At 71.3% G+C, this 25,193-nt stretch carries 23 protein-coding genes, 1 tRNA gene and 2 pseudogenes; 20 read left to right on the forward strand and 6 right to left on the reverse strand.

Annotated features, from left to right (window positions below; genetic code table 11):
- Positions 1–72: 72 nt before the first annotated feature.
- Positions 73–621, forward strand: a complete 549-nt coding sequence (locus tag IE98_RS0140385; RefSeq protein WP_030277583.1) for an HAD domain-containing protein — start codon at positions 73–75, stop codon at positions 619–621.
- 363 nt (positions 622–984) lie between these two features.
- On the opposite strand, the pseudogene IE98_RS0140390 reads toward IE98_RS0140385, so the two are convergent.
- Positions 985–1,518: pseudogene (locus tag IE98_RS0140390) on the reverse strand (ISAzo13-like element transposase-related protein); the annotation flags it as partial.
- Positions 1,519–1,646: 128 nt separating this feature from the next.
- Between IE98_RS0140390 and IE98_RS0140395 the strand changes: the two are divergent.
- Positions 1,647–2,565, forward strand: a pseudogene (locus IE98_RS0140395) (transposase family protein).
- A 472-nt stretch (positions 2,566–3,037) separates the two neighbouring features.
- On the opposite strand, the gene IE98_RS0140400 reads toward IE98_RS0140395, so the two are convergent.
- Positions 3,038–3,451, reverse strand: coding sequence for a VOC family protein (locus tag IE98_RS0140400; protein WP_030277588.1), 414 nt, complete (start codon positions 3,449–3,451; stop codon positions 3,038–3,040).
- A 466-nt stretch (positions 3,452–3,917) separates the two neighbouring features.
- A complete protein-coding gene (locus tag IE98_RS0140405) occupies positions 3,918–4,367 on the reverse strand; it encodes a carboxymuconolactone decarboxylase family protein (RefSeq protein WP_234443881.1) in 450 nt (149 codons plus the stop codon).
- Between the two features lie 75 nt (positions 4,368–4,442).
- On the opposite strand from IE98_RS0140405, the gene IE98_RS0140410 reads away from it, so the two are divergent.
- The 4 genes from IE98_RS0140410 (at position 4,443) to IE98_RS0140425 (ending at position 7,901) form a co-directional block, all read left to right on the forward strand.
- On the forward strand, positions 4,443–5,363 hold the full coding sequence (locus IE98_RS0140410; RefSeq protein ID WP_234443882.1) for a LysR family transcriptional regulator: 921 nt from the start codon (positions 4,443–4,445) through the stop codon (positions 5,361–5,363).
- 307 nt (positions 5,364–5,670) lie between these two features.
- Positions 5,671–6,321, forward strand: coding sequence for a hypothetical protein (locus IE98_RS45550; protein WP_052391588.1), 651 nt, complete (start codon positions 5,671–5,673; stop codon positions 6,319–6,321).
- Between the two features lie 492 nt (positions 6,322–6,813).
- Positions 6,814–7,320 (forward strand): SigE family RNA polymerase sigma factor, encoded by a 507-nt coding sequence (locus IE98_RS0140420; protein WP_234443883.1) that lies wholly within the window; start codon positions 6,814–6,816, stop codon positions 7,318–7,320.
- Positions 7,317–7,901: a PASTA domain-containing protein gene (locus IE98_RS0140425; protein WP_030277599.1), complete on the forward strand. Its 585-nt coding sequence runs from the start codon at positions 7,317–7,319 to the stop codon at positions 7,899–7,901. The genes IE98_RS0140420 and IE98_RS0140425 overlap by 4 nt, the downstream gene beginning before the upstream one ends.
- Before the next feature lie 310 nt (positions 7,902–8,211).
- Here the strand turns inward: IE98_RS0140425 and IE98_RS0140430 are convergent, their stop codons facing one another.
- Positions 8,212–8,541: a tetratricopeptide repeat protein gene (locus IE98_RS0140430; protein ID WP_030277601.1), complete on the reverse strand. Its 330-nt coding sequence runs from the start codon at positions 8,539–8,541 to the stop codon at positions 8,212–8,214.
- A 398-nt stretch (positions 8,542–8,939) separates the two neighbouring features.
- Here IE98_RS0140430 and IE98_RS0140435 point away from each other — a divergent pair, with 398 nt between their 5' ends.
- Entirely contained in the window at positions 8,940–9,473 is a 534-nt protein-coding gene (locus tag IE98_RS0140435; protein ID WP_030277603.1) for a hypothetical protein, read from the forward strand.
- A 96-nt stretch (positions 9,474–9,569) separates the two neighbouring features.
- On the opposite strand, the gene IE98_RS0140440 is transcribed toward IE98_RS0140435, so the two are convergent.
- Positions 9,570–10,118, reverse strand: a complete 549-nt coding sequence (locus tag IE98_RS0140440) for a Uma2 family endonuclease (RefSeq protein ID WP_030277605.1) — start codon at positions 10,116–10,118, stop codon at positions 9,570–9,572.
- Between the two features lie 99 nt (positions 10,119–10,217).
- Between IE98_RS0140440 and IE98_RS0140445 the strand changes: the two genes are divergently transcribed.
- Complete coding sequence (locus tag IE98_RS0140445; protein ID WP_052391589.1) at positions 10,218–11,336, forward strand: hypothetical protein; 1,119 nt, start codon at positions 10,218–10,220, stop codon at positions 11,334–11,336.
- A 1,100-nt stretch (positions 11,337–12,436) separates the two neighbouring features.
- The gene (locus IE98_RS43950) at positions 12,437–12,967 is read left to right on the forward strand and encodes a hypothetical protein (protein WP_052391590.1); all 531 of its coding nucleotides are present in this window, start codon (positions 12,437–12,439) and stop codon (positions 12,965–12,967) included.
- Between the two features lie 36 nt (positions 12,968–13,003).
- Here the strand turns inward: IE98_RS43950 and IE98_RS0140465 are convergent, their stop codons facing one another.
- Complete coding sequence (locus IE98_RS0140465; RefSeq protein WP_030277610.1) at positions 13,004–15,724, reverse strand: helix-turn-helix domain-containing protein; 2,721 nt, start codon at positions 15,722–15,724, stop codon at positions 13,004–13,006.
- Positions 15,725–15,842: 118 nt separating this feature from the next.
- Here IE98_RS0140465 and IE98_RS0140470 point away from each other — a divergent pair, with 118 nt between their 5' ends.
- The 11 genes from IE98_RS0140470 to IE98_RS51735 all read left to right on the forward strand — a co-directional run.
- Positions 15,843–16,043 carry a hypothetical protein gene (locus tag IE98_RS0140470; RefSeq protein WP_030277612.1) on the forward strand — a complete coding sequence of 67 codons (201 nt, stop codon included), beginning with the start codon at positions 15,843–15,845 and terminating at the stop codon, positions 16,041–16,043.
- A 468-nt stretch (positions 16,044–16,511) separates the two neighbouring features.
- Positions 16,512–16,588 (forward strand) — tRNA-Met (locus IE98_RS0140475).
- Positions 16,589–16,658: 70 nt separating this feature from the next.
- Entirely contained in the window at positions 16,659–17,024 is a 366-nt protein-coding gene (locus IE98_RS0140480) for a hypothetical protein (RefSeq protein ID WP_030277614.1), read from the forward strand.
- 3 nt (positions 17,025–17,027) lie between these two features.
- On the forward strand, positions 17,028–19,394 hold the full coding sequence (gene tap, locus IE98_RS0140485) for a telomere-associated protein Tap (RefSeq protein ID WP_030277615.1): 2,367 nt from the start codon (positions 17,028–17,030) through the stop codon (positions 19,392–19,394).
- Positions 19,395–19,398: 4 nt separating this feature from the next.
- Positions 19,399–19,935: a telomere-protecting terminal protein Tpg gene (tpg, locus tag IE98_RS0140490; RefSeq protein WP_030277616.1), complete on the forward strand. Its 537-nt coding sequence runs from the start codon at positions 19,399–19,401 to the stop codon at positions 19,933–19,935.
- A gap of 255 nt (positions 19,936–20,190) precedes the next feature.
- Positions 20,191–20,616, forward strand: coding sequence for a hypothetical protein (locus tag IE98_RS0140495; protein ID WP_030277617.1), 426 nt, complete (start codon positions 20,191–20,193; stop codon positions 20,614–20,616).
- Positions 20,617–20,744: 128 nt separating this feature from the next.
- Entirely contained in the window at positions 20,745–22,118 is a 1,374-nt protein-coding gene (locus IE98_RS0140500; protein ID WP_030277618.1) for a UDP-N-acetylmuramoyl-tripeptide--D-alanyl-D-alanine ligase, read from the forward strand.
- A gap of 144 nt (positions 22,119–22,262) precedes the next feature.
- Positions 22,263–23,075: an alpha/beta hydrolase gene (locus tag IE98_RS0140505; protein ID WP_030277619.1), complete on the forward strand. Its 813-nt coding sequence runs from the start codon at positions 22,263–22,265 to the stop codon at positions 23,073–23,075.
- 327 nt (positions 23,076–23,402) lie between these two features.
- Entirely contained in the window at positions 23,403–24,038 is a 636-nt protein-coding gene (locus IE98_RS0140510) for a hypothetical protein (RefSeq protein ID WP_159401235.1), read from the forward strand.
- A gap of 68 nt (positions 24,039–24,106) precedes the next feature.
- Positions 24,107–24,835 carry a hypothetical protein gene (locus tag IE98_RS45555; RefSeq protein WP_052391591.1) on the forward strand — a complete coding sequence of 243 codons (729 nt, stop codon included), beginning with the start codon at positions 24,107–24,109 and terminating at the stop codon, positions 24,833–24,835.
- A gap of 102 nt (positions 24,836–24,937) precedes the next feature.
- Positions 24,938–25,193, forward strand: a 256-nt coding sequence (locus tag IE98_RS51735; protein ID WP_030277626.1) for a hypothetical protein, incomplete at its 3' end; no start/stop codon positions are given.

Consider the following 25,193-nt stretch of genomic DNA (forward strand, 5'->3'; position numbering starts at 1 on the left):
GGGTGAGGAAATGCGCTGGGTCTTCGCGTCAGCGGCCGGTACTGTGCGGGAACGATCCCAGGGGGTGGGCTGATGCGGCCGGTGTTGCTGGTGGACGTCGACGGACCGCTGAATCCGTACGCGGCAAAGCCGTACAGGCGTCCCGAGGGCTATGCGACGCACCGGCTGCTGACACCGCGATGGGAGGCGGCCGAGCGGCGTCGGCTCACCGAGTGGGGACTGCCCAACAAGCCGGCCAAGCCGCTGCGGGTCTGGCTCAACCCGGACCACGGGCAGGCGCTGGCGGAGCTCCCCTTCGACCTTGTCTGGGCGACGACCTGGGAAGAGGAGGCCAACGACTTCCTTGCGCCCCTGCTGCGGCTGCCCACATTGCCGGTCATCACCTGGTCCGAACCACGGCTTCAGCCGGAAGGCGGCGTGTTCTGGAAGACACCGGAGATCGTCGCGTGGGCCCAGGGCCGTCCGTTCGCGTGGGTCGACGACCAGATCACCGACGCGGATCGCGCGTGGGTCCAAGCCCACCATGACGGCCCGGCCCTCCTGCACCAGGTGGATCCCCGGACTGGGCTGACTGCCGCTGACTTCGCCACCTTGTCGGACTGGGCGACCAACCTGCGCTGACACCACGGATCACGTGGCGCGGACAACATCACGCGCCACGTGATTGTTTACGGGACAACCCTTAGCGCCGATCCTGTGCCGAGCCACACCCCCTGCCCACCCCGGGCAAACTTGATCATTCCTTGGAGTAGTCATACACAGAGACGGAAACAAAGGGCGCATACAGGCGCCCCATTGAGAGTGACCTAACGTGCTGTCGACCCCTTCCGCGTCACAAAGGGGTACCGCACGCTCTCTGCTGCTCTTATACCTAAAATTCGGATGCGAGCGCCACAATCTTACCTCCCGTCAGGAGGTGAGCGCGGTGCCCGGACCCGTGCCCAGTCGCGAGGTCGACCTCGCTCGCCCCCCGCGAGCGCAGGCCATGTGGGCCGTGGCCCGCTCGTTGATGTAGCGGAACTGGGCGTCGCGGTCCGGGTGCTGCGATCCTTCGACGGTCCTGGCGTTGGCCTGCAGGCTGAAGCCTTCCTCCCGCAGCAGGTCACCGACCGTGTCGGCGCCCACTCGGTGTCCCTGCCGGGTCGGCTCGCCGGCGAGTTTCCTGGTCGACTTCACCGTCCAGCGCAGCGGCGACATCGGATCCCCGCGCTCATCCGGTTCCACCAGGGCCAGCAGCGCCGGCCGCAGTCCCTGGTTCACCTCCGCAGCCCTCTTCCGACCGCCGCCGGGCCGGCGGACCCGCCCCAACGGTTCCGCCCCGGATTCCAGCTCGTCCACACCCTTGCGGACCGTGGTCTCGCTGACGCCGGCCGCCTGCGCGACCGCCCGGATCCCGCCGTGACCCAGCAACCGGGCCTCGGCCGCCATCATCAGACGCCGCTGCCGCTCGTCCAGGTGCGGGAACAACACCTCGAACTTCAGGGCGAGTTGGCCACGGATCGACTCGGAGATGCGCATACCAGACCAGCGAGCCGAAGAGCAGGAAGCAACACGTTGATTCTCTGCGAGCCCTAACGAACTGGTGCGTGATTGCGTCGGGTTGGGCTTGATCGGCTGGCGCGGCATGATCTCCCTCTGTGGCGATCATGGTGAACCGTGCGGTCCTTGCCCATCGGGTGCTGACCGGTGTCTCGCGTGGGCATCTGGCGGATCTGGTTTGTTGAGCTCGCCTCGCCGTGGCAGGCGGTGGTCGAGGGCAGGCGGCATGCGATCCGTGGTGGTGTGCGGCGCCGGGCTGCGGGTGCGGGCGCCAAGCACCGGCTGGTGTCCACCGACCGAGTGGCCGCGACGCTGATCCATCTGCGACACGATCTCCCGCACGCAGTCCTTGGCCTGCTGTTCGGCGTCGACCGCTCTACGATCACCCGGGCCGTCGCCGAGATACGCGGCCTGCTCGCCCGGCGCGGCTTCGCGGTGCCCGACCGTCCCGGGATCCGGCTGCGGACCCTCGCGGACGTCTTCGCCTACGCCCAGGCCGAAGGGGTGGTGCTGCGAATGGACGCGACCGAGGTCCAGGTCCGCCGCCCAGCCGGCCACCGCGGCGGGCGGCGGGCTTTCGTGTCCGGCAAGAAGAAGCAGAACACCATCATGAAGGCCACCGTCGTCGCCGACGAGGCGGGCCGCACCCTATGGGCCGGCAACCTCCGCCCCGGACGCATGCACGACGCGACCGCCATCCGCGGCGAAGGCGTCGACGACCTGTTCCGCCAATTTCCAGAGATCCAAGTCCTGCTCGATGACGGATACTTGGGGCTGCGGAGGGATCACCCCGGCCAGGCGGTCACCCCGCCGCGGAAGGCGAACAAGATCTGCCTGCCGGAAGTCCACGAGGCACGCGAACGGGACCGCCACCAGCACTCCTCGCAGCGCATCCCGGTCGAATACGCCCTCGCCGACCACAAGCGGTGGAAGGGTCTGACTCGCTGGACCCCCCGCCGCGACACGCTCCCGGAGACCTACCTCGCCATCGCCGGCCTCGTCTCCGACCGCACCGCCACCACCTGAGCCACACCTGGCTCAGGCCGACACATCCCCGCCGCAATCACGCACCAGCTCGTAAGAGAGGTGGGAGTGGGGCGGCAGGCTGCCGAGCGAGAGGCTGCGCCGCGTCCGCGGGAGCAATGTCCGCGGTCTGCTCCGCTTCGACAGCGACCTGGTGCACGCCCTCGCTGCCGCGGGTTCCGAGGTCCAGCGTGCAGTGGCCTTGCTGGCCGCGCGGCGGGCATGCGAGACGGCGCGCCTGACCGATGTGTGGTGGGTCGCCAAGGGCTCAGAGGGCCGCATGGGCTCAGGTGGCTCGACGTGCGTGCGAAACCTCATGATCTTCTCTCAGCTGTCCTGTCGGTTCACCGCGGATCCGGCCCGCCCGGCGCGGCGCCGATCGTCGCTCCCGATTCCCGCGCCCGGGTCACAGCCGTCCGGGACGGCAGCGGCACGCGCCCTGCCGTCCCGAACGGCTGTGAGACGGAGATCGCGGCTACTCGGCGTAGGGCTGGTCGGTTCCCTGGGCGCTGTAGCCGAGGCTCCAGATGTAGCCGTCCGGGTCGGCGAAGGTGCCGCCGTAGCCGCCCCATGGCAGGGCGCCGGCGGGCTTGAGGATCGTGGCGCCGGCCTTCTCGGCCTCTGCCATGATCTCGTCGACCCGCGTCTGGCTGCGGACGACGTAGGTGAGAACCAGTCCGCTGAAGCCGCTGCCTTCCGGGCCGGTGCCCACCTGGTCGGCCAGGCCTTCGCGGCTGTAGAAGCCGACGGGCGAGGCGCCGTCCGACTCGAAGAACACCGAGATGCCGAAGTCGTTCTGGATCTTCCAGCCGAGTCCCTCGGTGTAGAACTGCTTGGCCCGGTCCATGTCCCGGACGCCGAGAAGGATCGAGCTGACGTGTGCCTTCATGTCTTTCTCCTTGTGCATGGTGGTTACGTGGTGCCTGTGGGGGTGGTCGTGTGCCCGGCCGGGCATCGGGCAGGGCCCGGAAGCCGCCCCGGCGGGTGTGTTCGCCGGTGAGACGGAGACCGGTCGCGAGCGTGGTGCTGTCCGGTCCTGCCGGAGGCCGAGGCCGTCGGCAACGGCAACGGCGGCCACCCGGCGGCCGCCGCCGACGTCCTGCCGCAGGGCGGCCTAGTGGCGAGGAGGCGCCGCGGGGTCTGCTGGATGTTCTCGGCCCTCCGACAGCAGAGCGGCCCGGCCCTGCCGGTGTCGGCGGGAGGTTCAATCTGTTGGCTCTGGCCCGACGCATGAGACCGGCGTGCCGGATTCGGCCGGTGGGCCGCACCGGCGGCCGGCCGTCCGGCATTGGTACCGCGTTTTCGGGCAGTGGTTGGGCGTGGCCTTGTGCCGGTTCGTGGTGAGGGTGGGTGGATCAGCCCCAGGAGGTGCCAGCTGGCTCGCGGACCACGGAGTTGAGGCGGTTGAAGAAGTTGGTGACGCCGATCAGCAGGATCAGCGCGGAGAGCTGCTCCTCGTCGTAGTGGCCGCGCAGGCGGTCCCACAGTTCGTCGGGCACCGCGTCCTTGGAACGGTCGGCCAGTCTGGTGGCCTGTTCGGCGAGTTCGAGTGCGGCGCGTTCGGCGTCGGTGTAGAACGGGGCCTCCCGCCAGGCGGCGACCGCGGCGATCCGATCCTCGCTCTCGCCCGCCTTGCGCAGGTTCTGCACGTGGGCGTGGACGCAGGCGCTGCAGCCGTTGAGCTGGCTGGCGCGGAGCGCGACGATCTCCTGCAGCTCGTGCGTGATTCCGCCCTGGCCGACGGCCTTGATGATGCTGCCGATGCCCTTCATCGCGTCGGGCAGGACGAACGCGGGGTTCCTCATGCGTGGTTCCATGTCGTCCAGCCTTGCGGCGCACCGTCATCCGATCAACGTAAACTTCCGCGCTGATCGACAACCGTGGGGTTATCGGTCGAGGACACGGGGGGCGAAGTGGAATTCCGGGACATCGAGATCTTCCTGGTGCTCGCCGAGGAGTTGCACTTCGGCCGGGCCGCCGAACGTCTGCGCGTATCCCAGGCGCGAGTCAGCCAGGCCCTCAAGAAGCAGGAGCGCCGGATCGGTGCCGTGCTGTTCGAGCGCACCAGTCGTACGGTCCGGCTGACCGAAGTCGGCCGGCAACTGCGCGACGATCTGCTGCCGGTGTACACGGGTCTGCACGAGTCGCTGGAGCGGGCCAGGATGGCCGGGCGGGGCGTGACCGGGCGGCTGCGGGTCGGCATGATGCCGTTCAACATCGTCGACCTGCACCACTACTGGCGTGCGTTCCGCAGGCGCCATCCCCGGTGGGAGCTGCAGATCAGACCGGCGCCGTACGCCGACCCGTTCGGCGCGCTGCGCGACGGCGACATGGACGTTTTCGTCGCCTGGCTTCCGGTGGAGGAAGCGGATCTGACCGTCGGTCCGGCACTGCTCGCAGACCGTCGGGTGCTGGCCGTGGCCGACCACCACGAGCTCGCCGGGCGCGACACCGCGCCGCTGGAGGCGTTCGCGGATTTCGCGCACGCCACCACCACCGGTGTTCCGGGCTACTGGGAGGACAGCTACCTGCCCTTCCACACTCCGGGCGGCCGTGCCATCGAGCGTCCCCATCTGGTGCGAGGCCCGGACGAGTTGATCAGCCTGATCTCGATGGGCGACATCGTGCAGACCTTCCCCGGCCACGTGACCCGGTACTGGGGCATGCCGAACATCCGATGGCTGCCGGTGCCCGATCTGGCCACCCTCAGCTACGTGCTGGTCTGGCGCGGCGAGGCCGAGAACGACGCGATCCGCGCGCTCGCCGACACCGTACGCGACCTGGGCACGCTCGTGCTCTGATCCGTGCCTGTGCCTGATGATCAGAAACAGGCGATACCCGCCCGGGCCTGCCGTAGCTGGACTGACCCGTGGTCAGGGGCTGGCCCCGCTCGCAGGTCCACGGTCGGACCACCGCCACCCGACCGTGCTCGACCGTGCTCGACCGGCCGGTGACCTCCCCGACCACCGCACTGACACCGTGGGCCGAAACCGGCTCTGTCGCTGATCTTGTGACGTTGTAGGCGGCCGAGGGACGCCGCGCGGCTACGGCCGGGCCGAGTGCGGACACCTGCCCTGGTCTGTCGTTGCGGAGTCGTAGGCTCTCGCCATGTTTTCGCGACCAGTTGCGGGGGCGCGCGGCCCCTATGAGGCGGCGTTCTTGCCGCGGCTGACCCTGACGCTCCGGGCAGCGGACGAGCCCATTACCGCGCCGGTCGCGAAGCTCGGCGGCGACCCGGTCTGGCTCGACGAGCCCTGCTGGCCACTTGATCCGGTCACTGCCCGTCCTCTGGTGTTCGTCGGCCAGTTTCCGGTGCCTGGGGACGAGCTCCGACTCGCGTACCTCTTTGTCGGAGAGGACGGCCGCATCATGGGGGGCCTCGGCCCGCAGGACGGCGACGGGCTGCTGCTTGTGCAGCCTGGCGGCCGGATCCCGCCGTTCGCGTCCATCGGAGATCCCGACACCCGCGGTCGAACCCTGTGGCGGTGGGGCCCCGCCGAAGAGGAGATCCCCGTCGAGTTCTACGTGGACTTCGCGACAGTGCCGGATCACCTCGAGCGGCAGGTGGCCCGCGACGTGGCGTGGGAGGCGTTCATGCGCGGCGACAGTCCTGACGACATCGACTTCTTCGGCGCCGACCTGGGGGAGTATCTCGGCGGGACTGCATCATTCCCGAACACAACAGCGCAGGTCGAAGAGCCGTGGCTCTTCTTCATCCGGCTCCAGGACAGCCCTGACGACGGGGACGGGTGGCGGTGAGGGCGGCGTGGTGGCGGGCGAGCTGCTCGCGGGCGTGGGCGCGGGCGTCGGTCTCCGGGCGCTGGTTCTCTTCGGCCGCGGTGGGCCGGCCTTGTTGGGCTCGCGGAGCCAGCCTCGGTGTCCGTGGAAGCACTGGTCGCGATCGGCGGTGAGGTGGGCTGCGGCTTGGTCGAGTGTGACTTCAGGGGCGATGGCGTGGTCGCGCATCTGTTGGCGGAGTTGCTGGTATTTGGGGTTGTCGGTGAGTGGTGGCGTGATCGGGGTGGGGGACCGGTCCCCTCGCTCGGCGGGGCTGGCACTGTCGGCTGCTGCCGGTAGGGCGGAAGGCGGACGCGACCGTGACGTGCGCCACTTCGGGCTCCACGGTGCAGCATTCGACGGCATCGGGTCGTCGTGGAGACGGGATCACTTGAGGAGGGGTGCGATGCAGACATCGGCGAGCAGCCAATGAGGCTCTTCGGACGCGGTGCACGGAGCCGGCGGATCGACTTCGTGGAGTTCGTCGAACAGCGCTCGGCAGCGCTGTTCCGGACCGCCTATGTATTGACGGGACATCGGGAAATGGCGGAGGACCTGCTGCAGGAGGCTCTGGAACGGGCCTGCCGGCACTGGAACCGGGTCGCGGTGGCGGACTCGCCGGAGGCGTACGTCCGCCGGATCGTCGTGAACCTCGCGAACGACCGATGGCGCAGCCTGCGGCGCGGCGGGGAGCACGCCGACGTGGACCTCGACGCGCGGCCGGATGCGCGGGACCCCTATCGGGCGGTGGAGGTGCGCGATGAACTCCTGCAGGCCCTGCACGCGCTGCCGATCGGGATGCGCACGGTGGTCGTGCTGCGCTACCTGCACGACCTGGACGACCTGGAGATAGCCGAGACGCTGGGCGTCTCACCCGGAACCGTCCGCTCCCAACTCGCCCGCGGACTGGCCAAGCTGCGCGCGCGTGCCGCAGCGGACACCCACCCGGCCGCCCTGCCGCACTTCGGAGGTGCGCGATGACCCCGCCCCTGCCCGACGGCCGGCCCGACTCCGGCCCTGGCCAGGGCTCGGACTCGGACTTCGGAAGGACACTGATCCAGGCGATGAACGGTTTCGCCGGCCAGGCCCCCGCGCCCGTCTTCGACGCCGGTTCCATGGTCCGCCGGACCCGCCGCAGGCGTACTCTGCTCGCGGTCGCGGCCTCCGCGGCCGCCGTGGCCGTCCTGGCCGGTTGGGCCTTCGCCCTACCCCACGGCGGCGGGCTGTCCCGGACTCCCCCGGCCTCCGGTCCGAGTACCACCACCTCGCCCCTCCCCGCGTCCGGCACGTCCTCGCCCGCCCCGACCGGTTCACCGTCGGCGCCCGGCCACGGCACCCCTCCCCGTCCCGGCGGGCCCCCCGTTCCCGTCCCCATCGTGGTCGGCACCGACCGGGCACAGGCCGAGGCCGTACTGGCCGCCGTGGGACTGAAGCCCGAGGTACGCCTGCTCACCGACCGGTCCAAGCCCACCGGAACAGTGATCGCCAGCCAGCCTGCGGCAGGCACGGTCGTGACCCCCGGCACTACGGTGCGCCTGTCCGTCACCACCGACCACCCCTGAAACAACCAACGCTGCAGGGCGCCGTACGGCGGCGGATGTCCGTGGCGCCGTGGCCTCCCGTCACGGCGCGCCGGCAGCGTCGGGCCGCTGCCGGCGCGGGGGCGGCGGATCGAGGTCGGCGGTTCTCATGTCTGGCCGCCGCACAAACCGTTGGCTCCGCACCCGCGGAGATGGCTCGGTCCGCAGCTCGGTTTCGAACGGTCTGCCCGGTACTTGCAGGGATAGCTCCCAGGCGGCCAGCGGCACGTCGTCAACAACGGTTTTTTACTACCCCAGACGCAACGGCACCGCCACGTACATGCACTACCTGTCAGGCCGCCCGGAGAGATCGGAAGTGGCCGAGGAAGTCCTCGGCGTCGCCCTGCCCACCGTACTGCTGCTGCAGGACGGTGCGGAGGTCCTCGGAGACCACGACGAGCGAGGGGATGGAGCGGCGGGTGCCGCCGAGAGCTTGCTCGCCGTAGGAGATGGCAGCCTCGAGGTTGCCGGCGCGGGCGGCGACGACGCCGAGAGTGACCCGGGCCACGGCGTTGCGCATAGGTGCGCGTTCGGTGCCGTCGTAGTCGGTGCTCGCCTGCAGGACCTCGCGGGCGAGCTGCTCAGCAAGCCAGTCCTTGCCGACACGGCGGTAGCAGTCCATCCGCTAGCTCTTCCTGACGGGACCCCCGCGCGCGGGGAGGACCTGGCGGCCTTCCGGTCCGGGGTGCGGATCGGCTGACCCCTGCTCGCGCGGGGAGGACCGCAGCCACCGGGCCATCTCGGTGACCTGCAACGGCTGACCCCGCTCGCGCGGGGAGGACCGCAGCCACCGGGCCATCTCTGACCCCGCTCGCGCGGGGAGGACTCCGTCCACGCCATCCCGTCGCGCAGCTCCACCGGCTGACCCCCGTTCGAGCAGGGTCAGCCGCGGTACACCGGGCCGCCGCGGAAGGGGCTGTGGTCCTCCCCGCGCGAGCGGGTGCCAGCCGCGGCGCGTACGAGGGCTCTCCGAGGGTATTTCGAAGAGGTCACTGTGGATGTTCGTTGGCGGGGTGGGGGATGGGCGAGGGTGGGGATGTCGAGGGCGAGCGGCCGGAAGAGGTCGGGCCCGCACCGTGGCTGGTGCTGGCCTGCTTGATCGGGCTGATTCTGGCCTACGCCGTGCTGGCGAACTTCAGCGGCGAGCTGCGGGCGGCGCTGTGGGGCGATCCGGGGACCGTGACCGAAGTCGCCTGCCAGACGTACGACGCCACCGTCGCGAACGCCGGAACGTCGACGGCCTGCTCGGGCACCTTCACCCCCGAAGGCGGCGGCTCGTCGTTCCACGTCACCGTCGAGGGCGACGTCCGCTCGCAACCGGTCCGTGCACGCCTGGTGGACGGCACATCCGGCACCGCGTACGTCTCACCGACGCTCTGGTCGGGGGTGCTCCCGGTGGGGATCGCCCTCCTCCTTGCCGGTGTGCCCGGGGCGGTGGCGGTGGAGTACGCGCGCCACGTCCGGGCACGGCGCGTGAGGCCGGCCCCGCCCGGCAGGGCCGGTCTGCAACGGCCGGCTCCGGCGGCGGACGACCCGGGGCTTTCGGACTTCTGATCGCACCGCCCGGACAGAACCGGACAATACCTACGCCCGAAACTGCCCGCGGCTGCCTAAAACCGGCATCGAACGCCCTCTCAGTTGCTTGTTGCGCTACCGGCGCAGCGCTGCTGGGTCGAGGTCGAATAGGAATGGGTCGGTGAGTGCGGTGGTTTCGCCGGCTTGGACGAGGCGGTCGACGTAGGTTCCGCGTTCGAGGTAGAGGCGCGGGGCGGGGTCGAGTCCGAGGCGCCAGTGGTGCGGGATGCCGGCCGCGGCGTACAGGGCGGTCTTGAGCACGGTGTCGCTCATGCGCGTGGATGGCGTGGTGATCTCGATCGCGACTACGACGGCACCGGCGTCCAGCGCGCTGGTGGCTTCGGCGGCCGCGGCTGCGTCGGCAATGATTAGGTCCGGGATCAGCAGACCGTCGGGCATGAGCACAGGGACTGCGGGCAGCACCTCGAGCGGCGCAGCCCCAGCTTCTGCTGCTTGGGCGAGCCGGGCGGCGAGTGCGGACCGGGCGCGCTGGTGTGGGACGTCGGGGTTCGCGCTGACCAGCAGGGTTCCGCCCGCCAACTCGATCTGGGAAGTGGCCTCGGGCAGGGCCAGGACATTGTCGACGGTCCAGGGCCCGATGTGGCCGCTGAGTAGCGCGGCCACCGATTCGTGCGTCCGAAGCTGACGTTGCTGCTGCCCGGCTCACCCCGAGCCGGAGCATAATCAGGTGAGCTTGGATCGGCAGGTTGGCAGGATGCCGGGGTGGACGAGATCATCCGCGCCGCGGGCGCGCTGCTGGGCCAGTCTCTGCGGTACCCCGTCGATCTCGGCGGCAGCTCGCGGAGCACCGTGCTGCGCTGCCGGACGGCCACCGGCGGCAGCGTGATCGTCAAGGCGTTCGCCGACGAGCCTGAGGCACGGCGCGCATACACCGGCGAGACCGCCGGCCTCTCGCTCGGCCTGGCCGGACCGGAGCTGCTCGCCGCGGACCTCGAGCGACGGTTGCTGGTGATGACGGACCTGGGAGACGCGCCCACCCTGGCGGACCTGCTGCTGGGCACTGACCCGAAGGCCGCCGAGCGCGGCCTCCTGGAGTGGGCCCGCGGCCTGGGCCGGCTGGCGGCCTGTTCAGTGCCGCGGCGCGCCGAGTTCGCGACTCTCTGGGAGCACCACGATCAGGGCCTGCCGAACTGGGAGGACGAGCCGTGGCAGCGGCAGAACGTCGACGCCTTCCTCGACCTGCTCGCCGAGTGCGGCTTGACCGCCCCACCCGGGCTGGCCGACGAGCTCACCGCGGTCGGCACCGCCGGCGGCGAGCGATACCCCGGCTTCACCCCGGGGGACACCTGCCCCGACAACAACCTGATCACCGCAGAAGGCCTACGGCTGATCGACTTCGAGGTATCTGGCTATCAGTCGGTCTTCCTGACCGCCGCCTACTGCCGGATGCCGTTCTCCAGCTGCTGGTGCGTCTACCGGCTGCCGGCCGACCTGGCCCGGCGGATCGAGGAGTCCTACCGGTCCGAGGTGGTGACGCAGTATCCGGACCTGGCCGAGGAGGCGCTCTGGCAGGCCGGTATGGCACAGGCGGTGGTGATCTGGACGATCGACACGACGCTGCGCCTCCTGCGCCGTGCGCTGCCCGAGGACGGGCGGATGCACCGCACCCGTCGGCCGGTGCCCACCCGCCGTCAGGTGTTGCGACACCGCTGGACAAGCGCGCTCCAGCTGACGGGGTATCCGGCCTTCACCGCGACCATGCGGCTACTGCTCTTCGAGCTCGCCGCAGGGTGGGACGTGCCCGAGCTGCCGGGCTACCCGGCGTTCCGCGCGGGCGCCGGACCCGAGGCCGGTCACGACGATCAATTCCAGGTGATCTGAGACGGAGCTGAGTGACATTGACGCCCGTCTCGCCCTTTTGGTTGGGGCAAACGGCCTTGTTGCGACTATGGCCAGGGCCGGGTGAACAACCCCTGCTCGGTCTCGGTCAGGATCATCTCCGGCAGGCAGTCCGCAGCGACCACCGCCAGCGCGGCCTTGAGCACGGCGGGGTTCTGCTCAGGCCGGGGATGAGCTCGGCTCCGTCGCCCACAGGCTGACCCATGGCGGCACTCCAATCCTTCGGTGTGAGGCTACTCGGCATCGAGCGAACAGTCGGGACCATCAGAAAGCACCGTTGCGCGACGCCCCGCCCCCGGTTGGTTCGCAGCGGGATGGAGTGGGGCACTACGGGCATCGGCTTCCAGACATGGCGCGGCTGGACGGCACCGCCCCGCTGCGCTCTGGCTGCTGCGAGGGCGGCGTGGTGGCGGGCGAGCTGTTCACGGGTGTGGGCACGGTTGTCGGTGTCGTGGTGCTGGCTCTCCTCGGCGGTGGTGGGCCGGGCTGCTTCAGACTCGCGCAGCCAGCCTCGGTGCCCCCGGAACTACTGGTCGCGGGCGGCGGCAGGGCTGGCGGTGGCCTGGTCGAGTGGGACCTGGCAGGCGATGGCTTGGTCGCGCATCTGCTGGCGGAGCTGTCTGTAACGGGGGCTGTCGGCGAGCGGTGGAGTGGTCGGCGTGGGAGACCGGTTCCCGTGCTCGGCATGGCCAGCGAACTCGCAGCGGTGCGCAGCAGCACAGCACCGCCTCGGCTCGCACGGACGGCGCCAAGGGAGTAGGCGGGAGCATCCCCGCGCTCGCGGGGATGCTCCCCAGCTCGGCGACTGGACCACGCGAGTCGACGAGTCGGCCCCGCGCTCGCGGGGATAGCTCCTTCTCCTCTGGCATGTCCGGCGTGACGCCGAGGTCGGCCTCGCACCCGCGGGATAGCTCGCGCAGCCAGTACGCTCGAGCGATCAAGGACGTGTCGGCTCCGCACCCGCGGGGATAGCTCCCGCGGTGTGCGCGGCGTCCCGGGTCAGCTGCGCCCCTGCTCACGGGGTGACGATTCGGCGACACACCAAATTCGAACTCGCGGTCTACGAAAATTTGTTCGATCCCATGTTCGTGGAGACGACGCTCAGCGCCCTGGCGGCCCAGCTCCAGCCGTCCCGGCCGGGACCGCTGGTTCCGGTCCTGCCTGCCCTCCACGGCCTCCTGCCCGAACGCGGCCTGCGCCCCGGCACCGTCGTCTCGGTCGGCGGGGACACCTCGCTGATGCTCGCCCTCGCTGCCGCCGCCACCACCGCTGGCACCTGGTGCGCAGCAGTCGGCCTGCAGGGCCTGGGTCTGGGCGCCGCCGCCGAGCTCGGCGGCGCCCTCGACCGGCTGCTGCTCGCCGAGAACCCGGGGGAGCGCTGGCCCGAGGTCGCGACCGCCCTCGCCGACGCGGTCGGCGTCATGCTGCTGCGCCCGACCGGCACCGTCGGCGGCCCGCTCGCCGCACGGCTCCTCGCGGTGGCGCGCGCAGCGGCTGCGCGCTGGTGGTGGCCGCGTCGTGGCCGGGTGCCGCGGCCCAAGCGCCGGACTCCCGGCCTCGCCTTCCGGCCACGGTTGAGCCGACGGCGAGGCCGAAGCGGACCGGGCGGCTGACCAGTGCACCCCACATCTGCTGGCGGAGCGTGCTGGTCAGCGCCAGGCCGGAGTCGGCGAACCGTCCGGGTCCAGACCAAAGGGCCAGTGCTCTGAGAGATTGCGGGGCCAACCAGCGTCGGCGGCCTGCCGGTAGAGGTTGTCGGCGCTCTCCAGGTCGCCTGCCTTCGCCCGCTGCGCCGCCAGGTTGCTCAGGGCGGTCCTGTCGCCAGCGGCGGCGGCCTGCCGGGCCAGGCTTTCGGCGGCTTCCGCGTCGCCCGTTCTCTCCCGCATCTCGGCCAGGGTGCTCAGGGCGTCGGTGTGGCCGGCGTCGGCGGCCCGCCGGGCCAGGTCTTCGGCGCCTTCCCGGTCGCCCGCGTTCTCCCGCAGCACCGCCAGTTCCTGCAGGGCGCTGGTGTGGCCAGCGGTAGCGGCCTCCCAATAGAGGATTTCGGCGCTCTCCGGGTCACCCGCCCTCTCCCGCAGCACCGCCAGTCCGTGCAGGGCGCTGATGTTACCGACCGTGGCGGCCTGGCGGGCCAGGTCTTCGGCGCCTTCCCGGTCGCCCGCGTTCTCCCGCAGCACCGCCAGTTCCTGCAGGGCGCTGGTGTGGCCAGCGGTAGCGGCCTCCCGGTAGAGGTTTTCGGCGCTCGTCCGGTCACCGGCCCTCTCCCGCATGTATGCCAGGTAACTCAGGGCGGCGGGGTAGCCGGCGTCGGCGGCCTGGCGCGCCAGGTCTTCGGCGCTCTCCCGGTCACCGGCCCTTTCTCGCATGTACGCCAGGGCACGCAGGGCGGCGACAGTGCCGACGTCGGCGGCCTGCTGGTAGAGCTTTTCGGCGCCCTCCCGGTCGCCTGTACGCTGCCGCATCTTGGCCAGGGCGCACAGGGCAACGGGGTAGCCGGCGTCGGCGGCCTGCCGGTAGAGGTGTTCGGCGCCCTTCCAGTCCCCCGCCCTGTCCCGCATCTTGGCCAGAGTGCCCAGGGCGTCGGGGTCGCCAGCGGCGGCGACCTGCTGGGCCAGATCTTCGGCGCCCTTCCAGTCCCCCGCCCTCCCCCGCATGTACGCCAGGGTGCTCAGGATGGCCGAGTCGTTGTCGGCGTCTGCGGCCTGCCGATGGAGGGCTTCGGCGCCCTTCCAGTCCCCCGCCTTCTCCCGCATGTGCGCCAGGGTGTTCAGGGCGGCGACGGTGCCGACGTCGGCGGCCTGCTGGTAGAGCTTTTCGGCGCCCTCCTGATCACCCTCCTTTGCCCGAATTTGAGCCAGGGCGGTGAGGGCGGTGGTGCTGCCCGCGGCGGCGGCCCTGAGCCGGAGGTGGTGGGCCCATTGCAGCCGGTGTCGTTCATCGGCGGCGATGGTGAGGCTGCCGAGGTCGTCGGGGTGGGTGAGGTGGGTGTGGGCGGCGTGCCAGAAGGAGGCGGGTGGGCAGAGTCTGCGGCGGGTGGTTCGGCCGTGCTGTTCCAGGTAGTCGGCGATTCGGAAGACCGGCCCCGCGGCTGGCGCGGGCGGCATTGTGACCGGTGCCGGGATGCCTGGCGGGCGGCGTGGGGGACGGGCGTTGGTGCGGCGCAGGGGTGCTTGTTTGCCGTGGACGGGGCGGGCGAGGTCGGCGTAGGCGGCTTCGGCCCAGTCGTCGGTGAGCTGGTCCCAGTCGTGGTCGGTGAGGTAGTCGGCGGCGGCGTCGGTGAGGAAGGCCTGTGGGAGGTGGAGTTGGACGCCGAGGCGGCGGGCATCCATCGCGGCTTCCAGCAGGGCTCGGACGGCGGGTGTGCCGTGTTCGTAGCGGCGCAGGAGTTCGGGGGCGCCGGCGAGGTCCTGGGTGAGACGGCCGTGGGTGCGGGCGCGGGTGAGGGCGTCGGCCAGGAGCCGGTCGCCGTCTCTGGCGAGGGCGGTGGCGGCGAGGAGCGCTTCCTGGTCGAAGGTGTCGGGGACGGTAAGAGTGTGTCCGCTCAGGAGTTCGCGGACCCGGCTGTGCCGGTCGGGTTCGCCGGGTCGGGGCAGGGCGGTGTAGGTGTCGACGTACTCGGGCCACAGGGTGCCCAGCACGAGAAGCGGCCGGCATTCGGGATCGGCGAGGAGGGAGCGGAGGGCGGCCGCGATGCGCTCGCCGTCCTGAGGGTGGCCGAGGTAGTGCTGGGCTTCGTTGAGCCACACCACCGTGCGGGGAGCGACGCGGTCGAATGCGGCGAGCGCGGCTTCGGCCCGGCCCGGGTCGTGCGGGTGCCACAGCCTCCAGCCCAGGGCGGCGAGCGGTTGGACGGCCTCCCAGCACGCACGGGTCTTGCCGGTGGAGGAGGACCCGACCAGGACCAGCATCCGGCTCTCGCCCTCCGCGGCTTCGCGCACCGCCTCTCCCAGAACGCGGTCGTGTGCGCGGGGAACGTAGCCGGACAGTACCGTCGCCCGCAGTGGTCGGGCATCGCCGACGATTGCCGCAGGGGCGGTTGCGGCGGGATGGACCTCCAAGTCGTGAGGATCCCACTGCCCGATCGGCTTACCCACTTCGGCCGCACCGACGTGCTCCTCATCGCCGTCTGCTCTCCGTTGAAGCTGCAGCAGCGGATCGGCCGGCAGACCCAGCTTGCCGGCCAGAGCAGCGACCGTCGCGGGACTCGGCACCGGCCCGCCGGCCTGGAAGGCCTCCTGTACGGTGGTGCGCCCGAGACCGGCTTGTTTTGCGAGTTGGGTCTTCGTCAGGCCCTTGCGGGCCAGCGCGTCCGCCAGCTGCTTGCGCAGCTCGGTGAGCGCCGCCTCCCGCTCGTCGTGCTCCCTACCCAACTGAACTCCTGGTCCCGTGTGTTCGGCAGTGTTCGTCTTCGTCCGGCCGGACCACGGCGAACAACGATTTCGCGACCTTCGGTCACGTCAACATCCCTCTTTCCTCCGGGAGACCGCCGTGAACCGCACCGCCGTCGTTCTGCTTACCACCGCCCTGGTCGTCGTGCTTGCACTCCTGGCCGCCGCGGCGGCGGGTGTGCTCGCCCGCCTCGACGGCGCCACCTACCCCCGCGCAATCATGCGTGCGGCCACCACGTTCGCCGCCGTCCTCACCCTCGCCGCCGCTGTCGCCGGAGCGCTCACCCAGTTCCTTCCGTGAGCCGGCCCGAACTTCCCGCGCCACCGGGCCGGATCTCCACCCGCGAGGGAGCTGATCCGGCCCGGCAGGCCAGACCCGTGCGACATGGCTGGACAGCCACGGGGCATCGGTAGGGCACCCTGCGGCGAGACGCCACTTCCCGTACGTGCCGTACAACTCGTACGCAGCCCGGACGTGACATCGAGCACAGGGACAGCCGTCAGGCGCGGCCGCCGTCCCAGATGCTGCTCGGGTCGCTCATCCCTCGGTGCTGCCCTTCCCGTTGCCTGGGACCTTGACCACGCTCTTCTTGTTGCCGTAGCCAGCGCGGAACACGGAGACAACCGTTCGACGCGCAGATTTGTCGCGGCCTCAGGTACGTGTTCACCCCAACCGCTGGGGCGCGGGTGCGGGGCCGTCGAGGTGCGGCACCGAGCCGCAATGCATTTCCCATGCTCAGGTGCGGTGCCGTACAGTCGTGATCACCGACGCGGGGTGGAGCAGCTCGGTAGCTCGCTGGGCTCATAACCCAGAGGTCGCAGGTTCAAATCCTGTCCCCGCTACCAACCCCGGCAGGCCCGGCTACGTTACGATTGCATCGTTCGGCTAACCATGTCCTGGCTTGGGGAGGGTCTCGTGCTCGCAGTGGACGTCCGGCAGGCACTCAGAGGCGGGGAGACGGTCCTGGAGGCCGCGTCCCGCTGGTGGCGGTTCGGCGAGCAGACCATCGCCGACCATGGCGACTTCCTCCTCGCGTTCGTCGACGGCGGCGTCTGCGTCGGCGCGTTCGAGATCCGCAGGGCCGAACCCGACCCGCAGGCCGGCGGCAAGTACGCCTTCGACCTCGCGCCCGCCGAACGCTTCCGCTGGGCCCTCGGCGAGCGCCTCCCGCTCCCACCGGGCCGGAACCCCGCCCGGATCATGACCGGCGCCGCCCTGCGCACCTTCCTCGACGCCGACCCCGGCCGGGCACCGCTGCCGGCCCGCACCGCGGAGGACTGACCGATGACCGATACCCCGGACGCGATCGACGCGCTCCTCGGCGCCGGCCCGCGCCGCGCCGTCGCGCTGCCCGAGCCCGCCGAACGCGAGTGGCTGCGTACCGAGTACGGGCTGACGAAGGCCGAGACGGCGAAGGCCCTCGGTATCAGCACCAGCACGTTCACCGCGTGGGAGTCCGGCCAGCGCGACCCGCAGGGCGAGGCCCGCGCCGCCTACGCCAAGCTGCTGGAGGGCATGGCCGCCCGCCTGCTGCCCCCGTCCCGACCCGTGGCCGCCCCGGCCCCCGTGCACGCCCCGGCTCAGTCCCCGGCGCCCGTGCAGAGCCCGTCCGCCGCCCCGGCGCCGCTGGCCGGGCCGGTCGAGATGGACCGCACCCCCTCGGGTGACCTCGTCACCGGTGAGCCGCAGCCCTGCATCTGGTGCGGGCGCCCCAGCATCTTCCGCGCCACCGGCCGACCGGTGCACGTGGGCGGCGGTTTCTGCGCACAGGCCCCCGAACCGACCGTCCCCACCCCCGCCGCGGCATCGACGGCCACCCACGGCGAGACCTCCGCGCCCACTACCGCTCCCGCGGCCCCGCGCCAGTCCCCGCCTACCCGGTCGGCCCGCCCGGCCGCCGCCTTGCGTCCCGGTGCACGCCTGGCGCGGAAGGCGCCGGCCCGTGCTGCGGTGGACGATGCCCGGGCTGTGGCGGCCGCGAAGTTCCCGAACGGGCCGCTTGCCGTCGTCGACCCGGCGCCGTCCGGGCGCGGCTTGGTCGCGCACCTGGTCGACGGCCGCGTCCTGGACATCCCCGCCGTCATGACGCTGCCGGAGCTCACCGAGTGGACGCTCACGGCCGGTCTGGGCGAGGCGCGACTGCACAAGCACGGCAAGGACGGCGACCCGCTGATCGTCCTCACCGACGACGCCGCCGCCCTCCTCGGCCTGCCCCCGATGGGCACCGAACCCGGCCAGTTCGAACGCCGCCTCGGCCGCCTGCCCGACAGCCACAAGGCCGTCAAGTCACTGACCAAGGCCGGGTGGCAGCTCACCCAGCGCGGCTTCGGACCCTGGGCCCGCGTCTACCGCACCCCCGACGGCGCCAAGCGCGCCTGCGTCCAGTACTGCATCCCCGCCTGGGCCGCCCTCACCTCCGCCGGCTGGAACATCCCCACCGGCCTGGACGCCCCCGCCCTCGCCGCGCTCCTCGGCGGCTACGCCGAGCGCGTCATGACCCCCCGCGGCTCCACCGCCGTCACCGGCCTCTCGTTGATGGAGGCGCTGCGCCCGCCGACCCGCGCGGTGCGCACCGACACGGGCTGGACGTCCGGCCTGGTGGAGGGCTCGCGCTCTTTCGCGTTCGATCCGGCGCCGCCGGAGGCCCCGGGAGAGCACCCGGTGGCGCAGGACCGCGACCCGGGGGATGTTCTGGTCACCGAGGCGTGGGACTGGATCCGCCCCGTCGAGGCGATCGGCGAGGCGGAGCGGGTGCTGCCGCACGTGGTGGGCCTGGACATCAACACGGCGTTCCTCGCCGCGGCCGGGCGCCTGACCATGGCGTTGTCGGAGCCGGTGCACGAGCTCAACCCGGTCTTCGACCCGAAGATCCCCGGCAGCTGGAAGTGCGACTTCTCCACCGCCCAGCTGGATCCGCGGCTGCCGAACCCGTTCACCCCGGACGGCCTGCCGCCGACCGGCCCCGCCTGGTACACCACCCCGAAGGTCGCCTACGCCCGCGAACTCGGCATCCCCGTCACGCCGACCGAGGGCTGGCTGCGGCACGAGTTTGGGCCGTGGCTCGACCCCTGGCACAAGCACCTGCGTGCCGCCTACCTCACCACCATGGACAGGCTGGGGGTGTCGCTGAACCTCGGCGAGCAGGACCCTGAGGCGTTCCTGGCCGCGATGGCTGGCCTGCAGGAGAACGGCGACCCGATCGAGCTCGCGATCCTCGCCGCGGTGAAGGCGACCGCGAAGGGCGGCGTCGGCAAGCTCCGCGAACGCCCCCGCGGCGCGACCTACCGGCCCGGCCAGCGCTGGCCCGCACTCGAGCGCCCGACCTGGGACCCGCTGAACCGCGCGCTGATCATCGACACCGCGACCGTCAACCAGCACCGCAAGATCCGCCGCCACGCCCAGGCGACGGGGCAGTTCCCGCTCGCGATCCTGTCCGACTGCACCGTCTACCCGTCCCCCGGCCCCTCCGCCCTGGACCTGCTCCGCGCACCCGATGGGGCGCTGACGACGGTGTGGCGGCTCGGCATCTCGCCCGGCCTGTGCAAGCACGAGGGCACCCGGACCATGGACTGGGCACTCGAGCTGATCGCCGACGACACCAACCCGGGCCGACACGTCAAGGGCGGCGACGCCGTCGCCGAGGGGGAGTGACTGAGTGGACGCCATCGACCGCGGCCTGGAACGGGCCATGCAGACCCAGCCCATCCCGAAGACCTTGCAGGGCCGGGTGAACTTCCTGGTCCGCCAGTACAAGGGCACCCGGGCTGTCGCCGACCACCTCGGTGTCTCGATCCGTTCGGTCGAGCGGTGGCGCAAGGGCGCCGGCATCGGCACCGAGAACGCCCGCAAGGTCGAGGACGCCGTTCGCGAACGCTGGCAGCCCCGCGTAAAGCAGCGCGTCCGGGAGGCCGCGGAGTCCCGCGGCTTCACCGTCGAGGTCATGGCCTCCTTCGGCTACACCTCGGCCGGCCTGTCCACCGACGACCCCCGCGAGCGGATCGTCACCCAGCGCCTGCCCGGCACGGTCGCCCGCGACCTCTTCGCCGCCCGCGACCGCGGCGCCACCCGGCAGGAACAGGAGCAGATCATCGCCGAAGGCCTCGGCCGCGCCTACTTCCAGGACGGCGGCCGCCGCGCCCGCGGCCTGCAGGTCACCTTGACCGGCCTCGACTGGGCCGACTTCTCCGTCTGACCACTCGATTGGTCATCAGCGACGTCCGCCACAGCGTCATCTGATGGATAGTCAGCGAAGCATTCACCCGAACGGGTGAAAAGGGGGAGGTCTTGGCGCGAGACGCCGGGAGGTGGGGGTAACCTACGGAGCTCCGTAGGTTACCCCCACCTCCCGTGCGAGGCCCCAACCTGCGGTGAATGGCCGTTGCACGGCTCCGTTCCGTTGCCCAATGGTGGCCCGTGTCCAACCCGGACCCACCCAAGAGGAACGCAGATGCTTGACCCCAACCACCTGTACGACATCGCTGACGCCGTTACCGCTGGTCTGCTGGTGAACGGTTTCACCACCGTGGCCCGCACCCGATGGGCGGGCCTGTTCGCTGGCCACCCCGAGGGGGCGGAGGCGCTGCGGGCGTGGGACAACCACGGTACGAAGGTGGCTGAGATCGCCTTCGTGGAGGCGGAGACCGGAGACGCGGCGGCGAGCACCGTCTGCGACAAGATCACGGCGGCCGCTGTCACCGACCTCGGTGAGCGTCTGTTCAACTTCGCGAACGGCGACCTGTCGGCCCAGCTGCGATTGCTGGAGCTCAGCAACCGGTTGCACACCAACACGACCACCAGCGGCCTGGCCGTCGGCGGCAACTGCATCGGCAGCGTCGCCGGCAACGTGACCATCACTATCAACAACAACCGCTGATTGCCCATGCGGGGGCAGGCCGTCCAGCCAGAAGGGCGTGAAGCGCGTCGTTTCGGCTGGTCGGCCCGTGCGCCCGCCTGGCGGTAGGTTCGGGGGACAGGTCCGCTCCGATGGATGGAGTGGCGTACATGCAGCCGATGACTCTGGCCCAGCTCGCCGAGGTGGTCGATGGTCGGCTCGATGAGGTCCTGGACCCGGCGGCGGTTGTCGACGGCCCGCTGGTGGTCGATTCCCGCCAGGTCGTCCCGGGCGCGCTGTTCGTGGCGTTCGAGGGTGAGCACGTGGACGGCCACGACTTCGCCGCGGCGGCGGTGGCCGCTGGCGCGGCGGGCGTGCCGGGGTCGCGGCCGTGCGGCGCCCCCGCGGTGCTGGTCGACGATGCCATGGAGGCCCTGGCGAAGCTCACCCGCTGGCAGTCCGCGCGGATGACCGGCGTGACGCGGATCGGGGTGACCGGTTCGTCCGGGAAGACCAGCACGAAGGACCTGTTTGCGCAGACGCTGTCCAGAGCCGGGGCCACCCACGCGACGGCCGGCTCGCAGAACAACGAGATCGGCGTCCCGATGACGGTCGCCGCCTGCCCGCCGGACACGAAGTTCCTCATCCTGGAGATGGGTGCGCGCGGCGCCGGCCACCTGACCTACCTGACCGATATGGTGCCGCTGCATGTCGCCGTCGTCCTCAATGTCGGGGCCGCGCACGCCGACGAGTTCGGCAGCAAGGAGGACACCGCGAAGGCGAAGGGCGAGCTGGTCGCCTCCCTCGCCGCCGACGGGCTCGCGGTCCTCAACGCCGACGACCCGCTGGCTGCCCCGATGGCCGCCCGCTCGGCGGCGCCGGTGCTGTTGTTCGGCCGTACCGAGGCCGCGCAGATCCGCGCCACCGACGTCACCATCGACACCGACGGCCGGGCCCGCTTCATGCTGACCACCCCGGCCGGGCAGGCGCCGGTCGCGCTGCGCCTGCTCGGCGAGCACCACGTCTCCAACGCCCTCGCGGTCGCCGCCGTCGCCCACCACATCGGCATGGCACCCGCCGAGATCGCCACCGCCCTCGGCAACGCGGTCGCGGCGACCGACTCCCGCATGCAGCGCCACGACCGCCCCGACGGCGTCACCGTCATCGACGACGCCTGCAACGCCAACCCCGACTCCACGGCCGCCGCACTGCGCGCCCTCGCAGCAATGTGCGGCGAGCGCCGCACCCTCGCCGTCATCGGCGAGATGCGCGAACTTGGCGCCGCCGCCGTGGCCGAGCACCGGGCGATCGGCGCCCTGGCCGCCGAACTCGGCACGAGCGTGGTCGTCGCTGTCGGCGACCAGGACGCTGCCGCGGTGGCGGCCGGCGCGGAGGACGGCGGCGCCGAGACCCATCTGGTGCCGGACCGCGCTGCGGCTGCCGGCCTGCTGGAGAAGCTACTGCACCCGGGTGACCTGGTGATCGTGAAGGCGTCGCTGTCGGCCGGCCTGCAGGCCCTGGTGAAGGACCTGCTCGCCACCTGACCACCGGGGGCAGCAGACAGACGCGCCGCCGACCTGTGGCGTACGGTACGTGTCACCTGCAGTCCGATTGTCGAACCGCCTGCCGGTATTTGGCAGCCGCTGGGGCATCTATGGCGCCGTCATGAACGCTGTTACGGTCAGCGCATGACTGACTACGAGACCACGTTCCGGTCCCTGGACGGCCTCACGCTGGTCGGCACAGTTACCCCTTCTCCGACTCCTCCGGTCGCCCTGTGCGTGCTCGCGCACGGCGCTGGCGTGACCCGGGAAGAAGGCGGCTTCTTCGCGCGCCTGGCGGCGGGGCTGACCGCCGTCGGCGTCACCTGTCTGCGGTTCGACCTGCGGGGGCACGGGGCGAGCGACGGCCGGAAAGCGGACGTCACGATCGCCGGTATCGCCAACGACATCCGGGCCGCCTCGGATCATCTGCGCGGGCACACCGGGCGGCCGGGCCCGGTGCACGTCATTGCGGCGTCGTTCTCCGGCGGAGCCGCGGCCCTGCACGCCGGGCACCGCCCGGACGACGTGGCGAAGCTGGTGCTGCTCAACCCCCGGATCGACTACCAGAACCGCTTCATCACCGAGGCGGCCGGCTGGAGCGAGGACTACCTGTCCGCGGAACGCGCGACGAAGCTCGCCGAGCGCGGGTTCTCCGTCCGCCAGCCGTTCGAGACCGGCCGCGCCCTTCTCAACGAGGTGTTCTACCTCGACCCGGAGCGGATCTGCACGGCCGTCCGGGCGCCGGTCCTCATCATTCACGGCACGAAGGACACCTTCGTGTCCGTGGAGACGTCCCGTCAGCTGCGGCCGCTGTTCGGCGGCGGCGCCGAGCTGTACGAACTCGACGGCGCGCAGCACGGCTTCGCCGTGCACGAGGATCCCGGGTACGCGCACCCGCAGTCGCAGGCGTGGCAGCGGGAGGTCATCGCAAAGGTGGGCGACTTCATGGCGTCCTAGCCGGTACAGCTGGTAGCCCGCTGAGGTGATGCCGACTTCTCCGTGGCCCTCGGGGCGGTGGCAACAGCTTTCGTCAGGGAGCTCACGACAGCGAGGGCTGGGTCAGCACCTGAGCCCACCGCGCGACCCTCGGTCGATCAGGACCGGACCGAGGCAGCCCGTAGCGATCATTATCTGACGGGCCTGCAGAATCCGGGCTCCTGCCGGGTTGGCTGGACATGGATCGAGCCAGCCGCACCGAGCGCAGCCCACCCGGGCTGCCGGCGGCGGGCCGGGAGGGACCACCATCCATGAGCGGCAGCACCACCTCGGCCGCGGGCGGCGCCGATGTTTGACCACACGGGTGATCCGGCAGAACGCCTGCCCGAGCAGCTCTTCCACCTGCCCCGGCCGGCCGCGGTCCCGCAGGCGAGCGCCTGCCCTTTGCCTGACCGGCTGCCCGGTGAGTTCCTCGCCCTGTTCGCAGCCCGCTGTGAACAGTTCGTCCAATACGCCGAGCTCCACCTCGGCACTCGAGAGCACGCGGTGCGGGTCGTCGACGAGCTGTTTTACGAGCTGGCGACGTGCTGGGACCTCGCGCTGGAACAGCCCAGCGTCGACGCCTACATCTGGGCCGTGTTCAAGGAGATCCTCGACGACCACCTCGACGCCCGCGGCGGCAGCAGCTGCTTCGTCGACACCGCGGCCTTCGCCCGGGTCCGGCAGGACGCCCGGAACGCCTTCGAGCTCATGGAGGAGCGCATCGGCCTGTACAGCGCGATCGCGAACCTGCCAGAGCGGCAGTTCGACGCCGTCGTCCTCACCTACATCATCGGCTGCACCTCACGCCACACCGCCTGGATGATGGGCGTCGCCACCGCCACCGCCACCGTCCACAGCCTGCGCCGCGACGCCCGCCGCCTGGCCCGCACCCTGGGCATCGACCCCGACGAAATCGCCGCCATCGGATCGGAGGACCAGTGACTGACCCCGGCACGGAGCAACTTGCAGACCCCGACCTCAGCCCATGGCCCCCTGTCGTCAGCGACGGCATGCAACCCCCCACCACACCTCCCCCCAACCACGGCCTGCTTGCCTCCGCCGAGATCACCCCAGGCAGCCGCGCAGAAAGCGTCTACGACTACCGCCAGGCCATCGACCGGCTCGTCCTCAACCCTGCGACCCCGCGGGCCGGCCGCATCCGACCGGCGCTGCGCCCCGCCCGCGCAGCGGCCGAACTCGAAGAACTGTGCCTGCTGGTCGTCAACCACGACACCGCCCCCGTCTACCTCGCCGGCCTGGCCAACCACCCCCTGATCGACCCGGCCGGCGCGCTCGTCCACGCCTGCCTGCTCCACCTGACTGCGCTGCACACCTGCAGTGAGGACGCGGACCGGGCGACATTCGCGTTCCCCGACGCCGGCCGCACCTGGTGGCAACTCGCCGCAGGCGCCGGCATCCAGCAGGCCGCCTGGTGCATGCACCTGTGGACCGCGGCCCGCGGCGACCTGCGCGACGCCCGCCTGTGGCGCGCCTGGGCCGTCGATCTCGCACCCGGTCGGACAGACCCGCACGCTGCCGCGCTCGCCCTCTACGCAGGCACGCGCACCGCCGATCTCTGCCCCACCGTGCTCACCGCCGTCCGAGCCCAGCCCGAGACCCGCGACCGCGACCACGGAACCGTCAAACGCCCTCGCCCTTACGTGCTCGCCGAAGTCCTGCGCCACCACCTGGAAGAACCACGGCACTGCCACGGTGCGAGCGGCCGGATCGACCGCTGAGCAAGCGGGCGCATCCGCGCGGCCGTGACCGACCGAGCAGACAGACGGCCCCTACCAGGCCCGGGCCGTTTTGTTCACGCGCTGGTGCGACGGGTAGCGCGCTTGGCGGGCGCCGCCTTCTTCGCTGCGGGGGCTGTCTTCCTTGCCGGTGTCGTCGTCTTCTTCGCCGCGGGGGTGGCCTTGCGCGCCGTGGTCTTCTTGGCGGGCATCGTCTTCTCGACCGCGGAGGAGGCCTTCTTGGCGGTGGTCTTCTGCGTGGACTGTGGCCCGGGGGAGTGGTGTGGTGCTCGTGGGTGCGCATCCCCGCTCCCGTGGAACCGCCGGAGCGGGGATGCGAGGGGTGCTGTGCCGTCCCTGT

Origin of the sequence: Streptomyces sp. NRRL B-24484, from assembly GCF_000717715.1 — a bacterium.
Taxonomy (GTDB): Bacteria; Actinomycetota; Actinomycetes; order Streptomycetales; family Streptomycetaceae; genus Kitasatospora.